The 13,662-nt window shown below is 63.0% G+C and carries 11 protein-coding genes; 3 read left to right on the top strand and 8 right to left on the bottom strand.

The window, feature by feature from the left end; translation table 11 throughout:
• Positions 1-157: 157 nt before the first annotated feature.
• Positions 158-985 (top strand): MlaD family protein, encoded by an 828-nt coding sequence (locus P6U28_RS33575; protein WP_407120574.1) that lies wholly within the window; start codon positions 158-160, stop codon positions 983-985.
• Between the two features lie 66 nt (positions 986-1,051).
• On the opposite strand, the gene P6U28_RS33570 is transcribed toward P6U28_RS33575, so the two are convergent.
• From P6U28_RS33570 to urtA, 8 genes are all read right to left on the bottom strand, one after another.
• Positions 1,052-2,092, bottom strand: coding sequence for an aliphatic amidase (locus P6U28_RS33570; protein ID WP_407120573.1), 1,041 nt, complete (start codon positions 2,090-2,092; stop codon positions 1,052-1,054).
• A gap of 39 nt (positions 2,093-2,131) precedes the next feature.
• The gene (locus P6U28_RS33565) at positions 2,132-2,509 is read right to left on the bottom strand and encodes an FmdB family zinc ribbon protein (RefSeq protein WP_407120572.1); all 378 of its coding nucleotides are present in this window, start codon (positions 2,507-2,509) and stop codon (positions 2,132-2,134) included.
• Between the two features lie 104 nt (positions 2,510-2,613).
• Complete coding sequence (gene fmdA, locus P6U28_RS33560) at positions 2,614-3,843, bottom strand: formamidase (RefSeq protein ID WP_407120571.1); 1,230 nt, start codon at positions 3,841-3,843, stop codon at positions 2,614-2,616.
• A gap of 29 nt (positions 3,844-3,872) precedes the next feature.
• A complete protein-coding gene (urtE, locus tag P6U28_RS33555; protein ID WP_122406189.1) occupies positions 3,873-4,562 on the bottom strand; it encodes an urea ABC transporter ATP-binding subunit UrtE in 690 nt (229 codons plus the stop codon).
• A 242-nt stretch (positions 4,563-4,804) separates the two neighbouring features.
• On the bottom strand, positions 4,805-5,560 hold the full coding sequence (gene urtD / locus P6U28_RS33550) for an urea ABC transporter ATP-binding protein UrtD (protein ID WP_027575221.1): 756 nt from the start codon (positions 5,558-5,560) through the stop codon (positions 4,805-4,807).
• Positions 5,561-5,733: 173 nt separating this feature from the next.
• Complete coding sequence (urtC, locus tag P6U28_RS33545; RefSeq protein WP_407120570.1) at positions 5,734-6,876, bottom strand: urea ABC transporter permease subunit UrtC; 1,143 nt, start codon at positions 6,874-6,876, stop codon at positions 5,734-5,736.
• 13 nt (positions 6,877-6,889) lie between these two features.
• Entirely contained in the window at positions 6,890-7,816 is a 927-nt protein-coding gene (gene urtB / locus P6U28_RS33540; RefSeq protein ID WP_122406190.1) for an urea ABC transporter permease subunit UrtB, read from the bottom strand.
• 131 nt (positions 7,817-7,947) lie between these two features.
• Positions 7,948-9,207: an urea ABC transporter substrate-binding protein gene (gene urtA, locus P6U28_RS33535; protein ID WP_407120569.1), complete on the bottom strand. Its 1,260-nt coding sequence runs from the start codon at positions 9,205-9,207 to the stop codon at positions 7,948-7,950.
• Positions 9,208-9,376: 169 nt separating this feature from the next.
• On the opposite strand from urtA, the gene P6U28_RS33530 reads away from it, so the two are divergent.
• The gene (locus tag P6U28_RS33530) at positions 9,377-12,748 is read left to right on the top strand and encodes an ATP-binding protein (RefSeq protein ID WP_129142286.1); all 3,372 of its coding nucleotides are present in this window, start codon (positions 9,377-9,379) and stop codon (positions 12,746-12,748) included.
• A complete protein-coding gene (locus P6U28_RS33525; RefSeq protein WP_407120568.1) occupies positions 12,732-13,658 on the top strand; it encodes a response regulator in 927 nt (308 codons plus the stop codon). The genes P6U28_RS33530 and P6U28_RS33525 overlap by 17 nt, the downstream gene beginning before the upstream one ends.
• Positions 13,659-13,662 lie beyond the last annotated feature (4 nt).

Below are 13,662 nucleotides of genomic sequence, written 5' to 3'. Positions count from 1 at the left end.
CGTGATCCGCCAATCAGGTCCATCCACACACGCGGCGTTAGCGGATCACGATTTCGGCTTCGCTCCTCGCGCTTCGGCGGACAAGTCGTTAACCCGCCCGATGTACCATTGCGGGCTCCTTCCAACTTCCCCGGTTTGGCCGTAGAATCGCTCCTGCATGGCACGCGCGAGCAATCTTGTGATCGGAACGGCGACGCTGGCGGCGATCGCCGTGGCGTTCGGCGGCCTGCTCGGCGTGCAGAAATGGCGCACGATCCAGAGCCGCAGCCAGTTGCGCGTGGTGTTCGAAGGCGGCTCCGCCAGCGGACTGCGCCGCGGTGGGCCGGTCAATTTCGACGGCGTGCCCGCCGGCCAGATCCTGTCGATCAAGCTGGATAATCCCCGCAGGATCGTGGCGCTCGTCGCGCTCGACAACACCGCGCCGATCCGCAAGGACACCGTGGCAGGCATCGAGTTCCAGGGCCTCACCGGCATTGCTGCCATCTCACTGATCGGCGGCGCCCCCTCTGCGCCGCCGGTGCCGCTCGACGCAGACGGCATCCCCGTGCTGACCGCTGATCTCAGCGATGCCGAATCCATCGTCGAAACCCTGCACAGCGTCGACCGTGCCATCGTGAACAACGCCCCCGCGATCAAGGAGGGCCTGCGTACGTTCGAGACCACCACCGCCGATCTCAGGAGCAAGGCTGCTCAGATCGATTCGGTCATGGCCAAGGTCGACAGCGCCTTTGCGGGATTCGACAAGGCGGTCGCAAAGATCGAGGGCGTGGTGCCGGGCTTCGTCGACGGCAAGGCCGACGAGCTGTTCGAGAGAATCAGGGAGCTGCACGAGCTTGCCGGCACCATGAAGAAGAAGTCGGCGACCTACCTCGAAGACATCCGCCGCTCGCTGCTCGACGTCAGCGAGGCCGCCAACAAGATGAGCGGCGTGCCGGCAGCTACGGCCCCGCGCCCACCGCGCAGACCCACGGAGCAGAAGCGGTAATCTCCGACACGTGGTGCACGAGTTCCTTTTCGGCGTCACGAGCGGGTGACGTGCACCAGCACTGACTCAGTAATTGCTCGGGGACGCTCCATTCGGGATGCCTTCGATCGGGCACTCGTCCGTCCCCGGCGTCGAGCGGGTCATCGCCTCGACCATGTCCCGCGTGCCTTCGGGATCCCTAATCCAATTCTTGTAGAAGTCATACGGGCACGCCGCGACACCGCGCGGGCTGTCGCCGGAATTGATCATGCCGGTGTAGCCGCGGTGGACCAGCTTGTAGAGATGGTTTTGCGACTGGCCGTTGCGGCGCGCGTCGCGGATCAGATGTTTCGACAGCTGGGCGTACTGGATGCCATAATCCTCCTCGCCGCACTCGCCGAGCGTACGACCGTCGAAGCCGATGATCGCGGAGTGGCCGAAATAGGAATAGACGCCGTCGAAGCCGGCAGCATTGGCGACCGCGACATAGACGTTGTTGGCCCACGCCATCGCCTTCGAGATCATGACCTGCTGCTCCTTGGCCGGATACATATAGCCCTGGCAGCGCACGATCAGCTCGGCGCCCTTCATAGCGCAGTCGCGCCAGATCTCCGGATAATTGCCATCGTCGCAGATGATCAGGCTGACCTTGAGGCCTTTCGGACCCTCGGAGACATAGGTGCAATTGCCGGGATACCAGCCTTCGATCGGCACCCAGGGCATGATCTTGCGGTACTTCTGCACGATCTCGCCCTTGTCGTTCATCAGGATCAGGGTGTTGTAGGGCGCCTTGTGCGGATGCTCCTCGTGGCGCTCGCCGGTGAGCGAGAATACACCCCACACCTTGGCCTTGCGGCAGGCCTCGGCGAAGATCGCGGTTTCCTCGCCCGGCACCACGGACGCGGTCTCGTACATCTCCTTGGAGTCGTACATGATTCCTTGCGTGGAATATTCCGGAAAGATCACGAGATCCATGCCGGGCAGGCCGACCTTCATGCCGACGATCATGTCGGCGATCTTGCGGGCGTTATCGAGCACCTCGGCCTTGGTGTGCAGGCGCGGCATCTTGTAGTTGACCACCGCGACACCGACCGTGTCGTTGCTGCTGGAAATGTCGCCGTGAAGCATGTTGAGCGCTCCTGTCTTTTATTGGCGTGAGGCGTGGGGTTAGTGGCTGATCATCCAGGGCCGCGCGGTCGGAAAGCCCTTGGCGCCGCTCCTGGTCTGGGTCATCAGCCGCGCCGGCTTTTTCCTGTCCGTCGGGCTCTTGTCCTTCACCGTCTTGCCCGACGAGCAGCAGCCGCAGCCGGGGCCGTGCGAGGCCCTGTATTGCGCCAGCGTCTGCGGTGCGTGCGTGCTGCGCTCGTTGACGGCATGCGCCTTGCGCTTCTCCGCGGGCATGCAGAAGAAGTTCGGCGCCGTCAGGATCACCCGCGGGGCCATGCTCTCGCAATGCGGGCAGCTTTGCGGATCATCGCATTCCGCCATCGGGCGGAGGTCCTTGAAAGGTCCGCAGTCGTCACAGAGATATTCATAGACGGGCATCGCATCATCCCTAACGTGTTCAACGGAGCTCGCTGCTGCGCTCATGCGAAGGCAGCCCTCATCCCGACCCTCTCCCCGCAAGAACGGGGAGAGGGAGCGCGGCATCATTTGTCCGGCGAGATCGGCATCTGGATGTCGCCAGTGATGTGCTTGATGGGCCCGGCCGCCGACGGCATCACGTCGAAGTCGAAGATCTCGGTCGGCAGCCATAGCGTGGCGCAGGCGTTGGGCACGTCGACCACGCCGGAGATGTGGCCCTGGCACGGCGCGGTGCCGAGGATCGAATAGGCCTGGGCGCCGGAGTAGCCGAACTTCTTCAGGTATTCGATCGCGTTGAGGCAGGCCTGGCGGTAGGCGATGTGAACGTCGAGATAATGCTGCTTGCCGGCTTCATCCACCGAGATGCCTTCGAAGATCAGATAGTCTTTGTAGTTGGGCGTGATCGGCGACGGCTTGAAGATCGGGTTCTTGATGCCGTATTTCGACATGCCGTCCTTGATCACCTCGACCTTCAGGTGCAGCCAGCCGGCCATCTCGATGGCGCCGCAGAAGGTGATCTCGCCGTCGCCCTGGCTGAAGTGCAGGTCGCCCATCGAAAGACCTGCGCCGGGCACGTAGACCGGGAAATAGATCTTCGAACCGCGGGAGAGATCCTTGATGTCGCAATTGCCGCCATGCTCGCGCGGCGGCACAGTGCGCGCACCTTCCGATCCGATCTTGGCCTTGACGTCACCCTTGGCACGGCCGCCATGGGCGGTCGCCGCGAACGGCGGGTTAGCCAAACCGGGCACGCGGGTCGGATTGGTCGAGATCAGCTCGGCCTCGCGCTTGTTCCAGGTCTCGAGCATCTTCGGATCGGGCAGACAGCCGATCAGGCCGGGATGGATCAGGCCAGCAAAATTTACGCCTGGCACATGGCGCGAGGAGGTGTAGAGGCCCTTGATGTCCCAGATCGACTTCTGCGCCAGCGGGAAGTGGTCGGTGAGGAATCCGCCGCCGTTCTGCTTGGAGAAGAAGCCGTTGAAGCCCCAAAGGCTCTCCTTGAGCGGGCCGACGTCGAGCAGGTCGACGACAAGGAGATCGCCGGGCTCGGCGCCCTTGACGCCGATCGGGCCGGAGAGGAAGTGCACGATCGACAGGTCGATGTCGCGCACGTCGTCGGCGGAATCGTTGTTCTTGATGAAGCCGCCGGTCCAATCATAGGTCTCGATGATGAAGTCGTCGCCGGGATTGACCCAGGCCACGATCGGAATGTCGGGGTGCCAGCGGTTGTGCACCATGTCGTTTTCATAGGCCGATTTGGTGAGATCGACCTTGATCAGTGTCTCTGGCATCGAGATGCTCCCCTTCTACTTGCGGTTGGTTAGACGGACAGATATTTCGAGACCTGCGCGGCATCGACGGCGTCGCACGGATCGTCGCGCACGATCTCGCCGTTCTCGATCACCAGCACGCGGTCGGCGATATCGAGCGCGAAGCTCAGGACCTGCTCGGACACCACGATCGAGAGCCCCTTCTCGTCGCGGATGCGCTTGAGCGTGCGCGCCATCTCCTTGATGATCGACGGCTGGATGCCCTCGGTCGGTTCATCCAGCAGCAGCACCTTCGGCTTGGTCGCAAGCGCGCGCGCGATCGCGAGCTGCTGCTGCTGGCCGCCGGAGAGATTGCCGCCGCGGCGGCCCTTCATCTCCAGCAGCACCGGAAACAATTCGTAGATGTCGCTTGGCACCTCGGAGCCGCCGCAGACGACGAGGCCGGTCTCGATGTTCTCCTTCACCGTCATGGTGGAGAAGATCATGCGACCCTGCGGCACATAGGCGAGGCCCTTGGCGACGCGCTCGTAGCTCTTGAGACCGCCGAGCTCGGCGCCATCCATGGTCACCGAACCGCTTTTGGCCGGCAGGATGCCCATCAGCGATTTCATCAGCGTGGTCTTGCCCATGCCGTTGCGGCCCATGATCGCGACGATCTCGTTCGGCGCGACCTTGACGTTGAGCCCGTGCAGCACCTCGCTCTGGCCGTAGGCGACGTGAAGATCTGAAATTGCCAGCATCGTTGGCTCCTAGACTCGGTGCTTCTTCACCTCTGCCCGACGGGGAGAGGCATAGGCCGCTCTTCGCGGCCATGCTTCAAAACGCCGAAGCGAAGCTTCGGCCTTGGCGTAGCGCCGGGTGAGGGGGCGCAGGTCCATCGAGGGAGCGAAGCCCCTCACCCGAATGGCTGCGCCATTCGACCTCTCCCTGTGGGAGAGGTGGACGGAGATCGCCCCGCGTGCTTGGCCCTTACTCGCCATCGTCAGTGTCCCAGATAGACTTCAACGACCTTGGGATCGTTCTTCACCTTCTCCATCGTCCCCTCCGAGAGGATCTGGCCCTGGTGCAGCACGGTGACCTTGTGGGCGATGTCTTCGACGAATTTCATGTCGTGCTCGATCACCAGCACCGAGCGATTCTTGATGATGCGGTTGAGCAGCTCGGCGGTCTTGGCGCGTTCGGACACGCTCATGCCGGCGACGGGCTCGTCGAGCATCAACAGGTCCGGATCCTGGATCAGCAGCATGCCGATCTCGAGCCACTGCTTCTGGCCATGGCTGAGCTCGTCGGCATAGGTATTGAGCTTGTCCTTCAGGAAGATCATCTCCGCGACCTCTTCGACCCGGTCCTTCACCAGCTGATCACGCTGAAAGGTCAGCGAGCCGAACACGGTGCGGCCGCGCGGAAACGAGATCTCGAGATTCTCGAAAACGGTGAGGTCCTCGAACACCGACGGCGTCTGGAACTTGCGCCCGACACCGGTCTGCACGATCTCGTTTTCTCTCATTTTCGTGAGCTCCTTGCCACGAAACTGAATTGAACCCGACGTTGCCTTGGTCTTGCCGCAGATCAGGTCAAGCACAGTGGTCTTGCCCGCCCCGTTGGGACCGATGATGACGCGGATCTCGTTCTCCTCGACGTAGAAGGAGAGATCGTTGACTGCCTTGAAGCCGTCGAACGAGACGGTCAGTCCGGAAACCGCGAGCAGGAATTCCTTGGGCTGATGACCGATGAGCATGATCTACCTCCTCACTGCCAGGGTGGCATCGGCATCGGGATGACCGATGAGCATGATCTACCTCCTCACTGCCAGCGTGGCATCGGCATCGGGATGACCGATGAGCATGATCTACCTCCTCACTGCCAGCGTGGCATCGGCATCGGGATGACCGATGAGCATGATCTACCTCCTCACTCTGCCGGCGCGCCGTCGGCGACGGAGTTGTCGTTCCAGCCCGCCTTCGCCCTGCGCGAGCCGAACAGCTGATCGATGCGCGGCTGCACGTAATCGGCCCAGAGCCCGGACAGACCGTTCGGGAAGGCGAGAACGACGGCGATGAACAGCGCGCCGAGGCCGAACAGCCAGAGTTGCGGAAAAGATTCCGACAGGCTGGTCTTGGCGAAATTCACCAGGATGGCGCCCCAGATCGCGCCGAAGATCGACATCCGCCCGCCGACGGCGGTGTAGATCACCATCTCGATCGATGGCACGATGCCGACGAAGGACGGCGACATGAAGCCGACATTGAGCGCGAACATGGCGCCGCCGATCGCGGCGAAGATCGCAGCCATGCAGAAGGCAAAGATCTTGAAATTGGCGACGCTGTAGCCGGAGAAGCGGACGCGGTCCTCCTGTTCGCGCATCGCCACCAGAATGCGGCCGAGCTTGGTCAGGCGGATGAATTGCGCGATGCCGATGCAGGCGAACAGCAGCACCACCTCGACGAAGTACAGGATGATCTTGGCGTGGTCGGGCCGGATGTCCCAGCCCTTGAGCGTGCGCAGATCGGTCATGCCGTTGATGCCGCCGGTATAGCCCTGTTGACCCACGATCAGGATGGTGAGGATGGCGGCGACGGCCTGGGTGATGATCGCGAAATAGGTGCCGCCGACGCGGCGCTTGAACATCGCGGTGCCGATGATCAGGGCGAACAGGCCGGGCACCAGGATGATGGCGAGGATGGTGAAGGTCAGGCTGTGAAACGGCTGCCAGAAGAACGGCAGCGCCGTGATCTGATTCCAGTCCATGAAATCGGGAATGCCGGGCGTCGACTGGATCTTGGTGTTCTCGACGCTCGAGGCCTCGAGCTTGAGGAACATCGCCATGCAATAGCCGCCGAGGCCGAAGAACACGCCCTGCCCCAGGCTCAAGATGCCGCCATATCCCCAGCACAGCACGAGACCGATCGCGACAAAGGCGTAGGTCAGGTATTTTGCGACCAGGTTGAGGCGGAACACGTCCAGCGTCAGGGGCAGGATCACGAACAACACGGCGGCCAAGGCAATGAAGCCCATGAGCTCGGATCGGTTGAAGAAGCGTGAGTTGATGATCATGACTTGCCTCTCGTTATTTCCGGACCTTGAGGGCGAAGAGACCCTGCGGGCGCAGCATCAGGATGCCGACGACCGCGAGCAGCGTCAGCACCTTGGCCATCGAGCCCGACATGAAGAACTCGAGGGTGGATTGCGTCTGCGAGATCGAGAAGGCCGAAGCGATGGTGCCGAGCAGGCTCGCCGCGCCGCCGAACACGACGACCAGGAACGTATCGACGATGTAGAGCTGCCCCGACGTCGGCCCGGTCGAGCCGATCATGGTGAAGGCGCTGCCGGCGACGCCCGCGATGCCGCAGCCGAGGCCGAACGTGAAGCGATCGACCTTCTCGGTGTTGATGCCGACTGCACCGGCCATGACGCGGTTCTGCACGACCGCGCGCACCTGGCGGCCCCAGCGCGACATGTAGAGAACGTAGGCGACGGAGATGGTGATCAGCACCGTGAGCCCCATCACGAAGACGCCGTTGATCGGCACCTCGATGCTGTCGGTCACGTGCAGCGAGCCGAGCATCCATTGCGGCAGCTCGACACCCACCTCGCGCGCGCCGAAAACGGAGCGATAGGCCTGCTGCAGCATCAGGCTGAGGCCCCAGGTCGCAAGCAGCGTATCGAGCGGGCGCTTGTAGAGGTGCCGTATCAGCACCCATTCCACCACCATCCCCAACGCACCGGAGGCGAGAAAAGCGAGGATCATGGCGAGGAAGAAGTAACCACTGAACAGACTCGGCAAATAGGTCTGGAAGAGATTTGACGTCATCCAGGTGACGTAGGCCCCGAGGATCATGAACTCGCCGTGGGCCATGTTGATGACGCCCATCTGGCCGAAGATGATCGCGAGCCCGAGCGCCATCAGAACGTAGACGGAGAACAGGATCAGTCCGGCAAACCCCTGCATGACGAAGATCGAGCCGAGGTCGCCAATCGAATAGTCGCCGAACATCTATGTCCTCCGTCGGGAAAGGGTCCCGCGTCGCGAGCAGATTCGCGACGCGGGGGCTTGAGGCATGGACTTGCGGTCCACGCCAGGGAGCGGTTTTGCCTTGGGGGAAAGTGCGGCGAACGCCGCGGCTCTTACTGATAGCCCTTGGGGAACGGATCCGGCTCGACGAGATCGGCGGTCTCGTAGATCAGCTCGAACTGGCCATCGAGCTTGGCGCGTCCCACCCGGGTCTTCGACCAGAGGTGATGATTCTCGTGGACGCGCACGTAGCCTTCCGGAGCTCCCTTGAACTCGACGCCCGGCGAGGCAGCGGCGATCTTGTCGACGTCGAAGGAGCCGGCCTTCTCGACCGTCAGCTTCCACAGCCATGGGCCGAGATAGGCAGCCTGGGTGACGTCTCCGATCACGGTCTTCTCGCCCCACATCTTCTTGAACACCGACACGAAAGCCTTGTTGTTGGGATTGTCGAGGGACTGGAAGTACTTCATGCAGGCATAGGCGCCCGCGATGTTCTCACCGCCGATGCCGTCGATCTCATCCTCGGTCACCGAAATCGTGAGCAGCGGCTGCTTGGCGAGATCGACGCCGGCCGCCTTGAGCTGCTTGTAGAAGGCGACGTTGGAGCCGCCGACGACGTCGGTGAAGATCACGTCGGGCTTGGTCAGCTTGATCTTGTTGATGACCGAGTTGAACTGGGTCGAGCCGAGCGCATAGTATTCCTCGCCGACGACCTTGCCCTTGAGCACGTTCTCGACGTGCTTGCGGGCGATCTTGTTGGAGGTGCGCGGCCAGATGTAGTCCGAGCCGATGAAGAAGAACGACTTGGCGCCCTTCTCCTTGGCGATCCAGTTCAGGCCGGCGAGAATCTGCTGGGTCGCTTCCTGGCCGGTGTAGATCACGTTCTTGGATTGCTCGAGGCCTTCGTAGAAGGTCGGGTAGTAGAGCATGCCGTTATACTGCTCGACCACCGGCAGCACCGCCTTGCGGGAGGCCGAGGTCCAGCAGCCCATGATGGCCGCAACCTTGTCGTTCACAAGCAGCTTCTTCGCCTTCTCGGCGAAAGTCGGCCAGTCCGATGCGCCGTCCTCCTGGATGAACTTGATCTTGCGGCCGAGCACGCCGCCCGCCGCGTTGATCTGCTCGATCGCGAGCTTTTCGGCCTGGATCGAGCCGGTCTCGGAGATCGCCATGGTGCCGGTCGCCGAATGCAGGATGCCAACCGTCACTTCGGTGTCGGTAACTGCCAGACCCGTGGTGTTGACCGCCGAGGTCGCCGGCGCCTGCGCAAAGGACGCCCGCGGCAGCATCGTGATGGCCGGCACGGCCGCCATTCCCATCAACAATTTGCGCCGCAGCGGCGACAACAGGCCCTTGTTTGCTTCGTCTGACATGAGCACCCCACTTTTGTTCGAGAACACGCGATTGGTGCCCGTGAGGATGGCTCGAATTTATGCAGCCCAAGCATACGCAAGATCGCGTATACTGCACCGCAAAATGCCGACGTAGGCTTTTGGTACGGAATTTGCGAGGGGTCCGGGTCCGTATCGGGAGTAGGGTTAGGTGGCAGGGCGGCAGCGAATAGACCGCGTCAGGCGCCAGTACAACCAATGGGTCGCCAACCAGACGCTGGAAGACTACGCGCTGCGCTTCACCGCCAAGAGCGCGCGGCGGTGGTCTGCCGCCCGCGTCGCCAACACCGCAATCGGCGCGATCTCCTTCCTGGTGCTGGAGGCGATCGGCGGCACCATCACGCTGAATTACGGCGTCACCAACGCCGCGGCCGCGATCCTCGTCGTCTCCGCCATCATCTTCTGCTGCGGCGTGCCGATTGCCTATCATGCCGCCAAATGCGGCATCGACATCGACCTCCTCACCCGCGGCGCCGGCTTCGGCTATATCGGCTCGACCGTGACGTCGCTGATCTACGCGTCCTTTACTTTCATCTTCTTCGCGGTGGAGGCGGTGATCCTGGCGACCGCACTGGAGATGTGCTTGGGCATTCCGCGCCCGATCGGCTACCTCATCAGCGCGGTGGCGATCATCCCGCTCGTAACCTACGGCATCACACTGATCAGCCGCTTCCAGCTCTGGACGCAGCCGCTCTGGATCATCCTGCACATCCTGCCCTTTGTCGCGATCGCCTGGGCCAATCCCCACTCGTTCACGGAATGGCGCAAGTTTTCCGGTGAACACGGCGACCTCAACGGGCATTTCGACCTGTTGCTGTTCGGCGTGGCATCCTCCGTGGTGTTCTCGCTGGTGGCGCAGATCGGCGAGCAGGTCGATTTCCTCAGGTTTCTGCCGCGCGACCGCCGCGCCTCCAGGGCATCGTGGTGGATCGCGCTGATGAGCGCGGGGCCGGGCTGGATCGTGCTCGGCGCGCTGAAGCTCCTGGCCGGCTCGTTCCTCGCGTTCTTTGCACTGAGTCATGGCGTGCCGGCCGAAGAGGCCGCCGAGCCCGCGCATATGTATCTCGTCGCCTTTCGCTACGTGCTGTCCGAGCCGGACCTCGTACTGGCCCTGACCGGCATCTTCGTGATCCTGTCGCAGATCAAGATCAACGTCACCAACGCCTATGCGGGTTCGATCGCCTGGTCGAATTTCTTCTCGCGCCTGACCCATAGCCATCCCGGCCGCGTGGTCTGGCTGGTGTTCAACGTGATGGTGGCGCTGCTTCTGATGGAGATCGGCGTCTACAAGGCGCTGGAGCAGACGCTGGCGCTCTACTCCAACGTCGCGATCGCCTGGGTTGGCGCGCTGGTGTCGGACCTCGTGGTCAACAAGCCGCTCGGCCTGCGTCCGCCGCAGATGGAATTCAAGCGGGCGCATCTCTACGACATCAATCCGGTCGGTGTCGGCGCGATGACGCTCGCGATCATCGTCTCGATCGCGGCGTTCTACGGCCTGTTCGGCCCGACCATGAAGGCGCTCGCCGCCTTCGTCGCGCTCACGGTCGCCTTCGTCACCGCGCCTGTGATCGCCTGGCTGACGGACGGAAAATTCTATATCGCGCGCAAACCGAAGAGAAGCTGGGCCAATATCGAGGCGATCCAGTGCTGTATCTGCGAGCACAGCTTCGAGCCTGAAGACACCACCTCCTGCCCCGCCTATGCCGGCCCGATCTGCTCGCTGTGCTGCTCGCTCGACGCCCGCTGCCACGATCTCTGCAAGCCACACGGGCGTGCGCAAGTGCAGTTCGCCGACGCACTCGGCAGAATTCTGCCGCAGCCGATCTATGCGCGGATCAACTCGCAGTTCGGCCACTATATCGGCGTCTTCGTGGTCTCCGCCGGCCTCGTCGCGCTGGTGCTCGGACTGATCTATCTCCAGACCTCGGCCAGCGTGCATGGTGAAAACATGCTGGTCTCGAACGTGCTGTGGAAGGTATTCTTCTCGCTCAGCATCATCATCGGCGTGGTGGCCTGGCTGTTCGTGCTGGCGCAGCAGAGCCGCCGCGCCGCCGAGGCCGAGACGCGGCGTCAGACTGCGCTGCTGATCCAGGAGATCGACGCGCACAAGCGCACCGACGCCGAACTGCAGCGTGCTAAGGAGGTCGCCGAATCCGCCAATCTGGCCAAGAGCCGCTACGTGGTGGGCCTGAGCCACGAGCTGCGCTCGCCGCTGAATGCGATCAGCGGCTATGCCCAGCTGCTCGAGCAGGATACGACGCTGGGCCCGAAGCCGCGCGACCAGGTCCGCGTCGTCCGCCGCAGCGCCGATCACCTGTCCGGCCTGATCGACGGTATCCTGGACATCTCCAAGATCGAGGCGGGGCGGCTATATCTGTCGCGCGACGAGGTGCGCTTGAGCGAATTCCTGGACCAGCTCGTCGGCATGTTCCGTCTCCAGGCTGCCGCCAAAGGCATCGACTTCGTGTTCAGGCGGCCGGCGCATCTGCCGGTCGTCGTCTATGCCGACGAGAAGCGGCTGCGCCAGGTGCTGATCAATTTGCTTTCCAATGCCATAAAATTCACCCAGACCGGCAGCGTGCAGTTCGTCGTGCACTATCGCAGCCCCGTTGCCGAGTTCGAGGTGATCGACACCGGCCCCGGCATCCAGGGCGACGATCTCGAGCGCATCTTCGCGCCGTTCGAACGCGGCGCGCTCGGCGTCGCGCAGCCGCAGACCGGCACCGGCCTCGGCCTGACCATCAGTCGCCTCCTTGCCGGCGTGATGGGCGGCGATATCAAGGTTACGAGCACGGTCGGCACCGGCTCAACGTTCAAGGTCAAGATCCTGCTCTCGGAGGTCGCCAATCCCCAGCGCATCGCGCCAGTGGAGGCGCCGGTCTCCGGCTATCACGGCGCGCGCAAGACCATCCTCGTCACCGACGATGATCCCGTGCATCGCGACCTCCTGCGCGAGGTGCTGACACCGCTCGGCTTCATCCTGCTAAGCGCACCCGACGGCGCGGGCTGCCTGGCGCTGGCACAGCATTGCCGGCCCGATCTATTCCTGCTCGATATCTCGATGCCTGCCATGGACGGCTGGGCTGTCGCCGAGGCCCTGCGCGCGAACGGACATCACCAAGCGCGCATCCTGATGGTGTCGGCAAGCGCGATCGAGGCCCACGGTGCGCCGCTTGCACAACCCTTCCATGACGGCTACCTGATGAAGCCGATCGACATCCCGCGGCTGCTGGAGACGATCCGCCAGCTCCTGAAGCTCGAATGGCAATACGATTCGGACGAGGTCGCGGTGCCGTTCTGGCATCCCGAGACCGGATCAAAGCCGCCGCTGCGGCACATCGAGGCGCTGATCGGGCTAGGCCAGATCGGCTACGTCAAGGGCATCCAGTTGAAGCTGGACGAGATCGGCAGCGAGCATCCTGAACATGCCGACTTCGTCGCGCAGATGCGGTCGCTGGTCGATCGCTTCGATCTCGACCAGTACATGGCTACATTGAAGACGTTGCATGCTTATGAGCATTGAACCAAAGAAGCGCGACGTCGCGCTCGTTGTCGATGATTCCCCGGAGACGCTGCGGCTGCTCACCGACGCGCTCGACGGCGCCGGCATGACGGTGATGGTGGCGCTCGACGGCGCCGCGGCGATGCGCATCATCGATCAGATCACGCCCGACATCGTGCTGCTCGATGCCGTGATGCCGGGCATCGACGGCTTCGAGACCTGCCGCCGGCTCAAGCGCGATGCGGGTCTCGCCAACGTCCCTGTGATCTTCATGACAGGTCTTGCGGAGACCGAGCACATCGTTCGTGGACTGGAAGCCGGCGGCGTCGACTACGTGACCAAGCCGATCGTGATCGAGGAGATGCTGGCGCGCATCCGCGTCCATCTCGGCAATGCCCGGCTGACCCAGAGCGCACGCGCCGCACTCGACGTCTCCGGCCGCTTCCTATTCGCCGTCAATCGCCAGGGCACCGTGCTCTGGGCGACGCCGCAGGCGCAGAAGCTGCTGTCGGATCATCAGGGCGCACAGGCCGAGGACTTCATCCTGCCGCCATCGCTGCTGCAATGGCTGGAGCAGGCCAAAGCCAAGGGCAGCTCGAAGTCTCAAGGAGCTTCCTTGCCCGACAATCCGAAACTTCGGCTCTTCTACATGGGCGAGACCGCGCCGAACGAGTTCCTGCTGCGGCTCTCCAGGGAGTCCGGCACCGCGCTGCCCCCCGAATTCACCAGCGAGCTCGGCCTCACCACGCGGGAGGGAGAGGTGCTGGCCTGGCTCAGCAAGGGCAAGACCAACCGCGACATCGCGCAAATCTTGGGCCTCAGCCCGCGCACGGTCGACAAGCATCTGGAGCAGATCTACTCCAAGCTCGGCGTGGAGAACCGGACCGCGGCTGCGGCGATTGCCGCGAATGCGACGCGACGGAATTCGTGAGTGT

Source organism: Bradyrhizobium sp. STM 3561, from assembly GCF_045571455.1.
In the GTDB taxonomy this organism is placed as follows: domain Bacteria; phylum Pseudomonadota; class Alphaproteobacteria; order Rhizobiales; family Xanthobacteraceae; genus Bradyrhizobium; species Bradyrhizobium vignae.
Note: the sequence above shows the minus strand (reverse complement) of the source record. Positions and strands in the feature narration are given on the sequence as shown.

What these genes read in the sequence shown, in the direction of transcription:
- P6U28_RS33575 (WP_407120574.1), top strand. Translation starts at nt 158, where the DNA reads ATGGCACGCGCGAGCAATCTTGTGATCGGAACGGCGACGCTGGCGGCG.
- P6U28_RS33570 (WP_407120573.1), bottom strand. Translation starts at nt 2,092, where the DNA reads ATGCTTCACGGCGACATTTCCAGCAGCAACGACACGGTCGGTGTCGCG.
- P6U28_RS33565 (WP_407120572.1), bottom strand. Translation starts at nt 2,509, where the DNA reads ATGCCCGTCTATGAATATCTCTGTGACGACTGCGGACCTTTCAAGGAC.
- fmdA (WP_407120571.1), bottom strand. Translation starts at nt 3,843, where the DNA reads ATGCCAGAGACACTGATCAAGGTCGATCTCACCAAATCGGCCTATGAA.
- urtE (WP_122406189.1), bottom strand. Translation starts at nt 4,562, where the DNA reads ATGCTGGCAATTTCAGATCTTCACGTCGCCTACGGCCAGAGCGAGGTG.
- urtD (WP_027575221.1), bottom strand. Translation starts at nt 5,560, where the DNA reads ATGCTCATCGGTCATCAGCCCAAGGAATTCCTGCTCGCGGTTTCCGGA.
- urtC (WP_407120570.1), bottom strand. Translation starts at nt 6,876, where the DNA reads ATGATCATCAACTCACGCTTCTTCAACCGATCCGAGCTCATGGGCTTC.
- urtB (WP_122406190.1), bottom strand. Translation starts at nt 7,816, where the DNA reads ATGTTCGGCGACTATTCGATTGGCGACCTCGGCTCGATCTTCGTCATG.
- urtA (WP_407120569.1), bottom strand. Translation starts at nt 9,207, where the DNA reads ATGTCAGACGAAGCAAACAAGGGCCTGTTGTCGCCGCTGCGGCGCAAA.
- P6U28_RS33525 (WP_407120568.1), top strand. Translation starts at nt 12,732, where the DNA reads ATGCTTATGAGCATTGAACCAAAGAAGCGCGACGTCGCGCTCGTTGTC.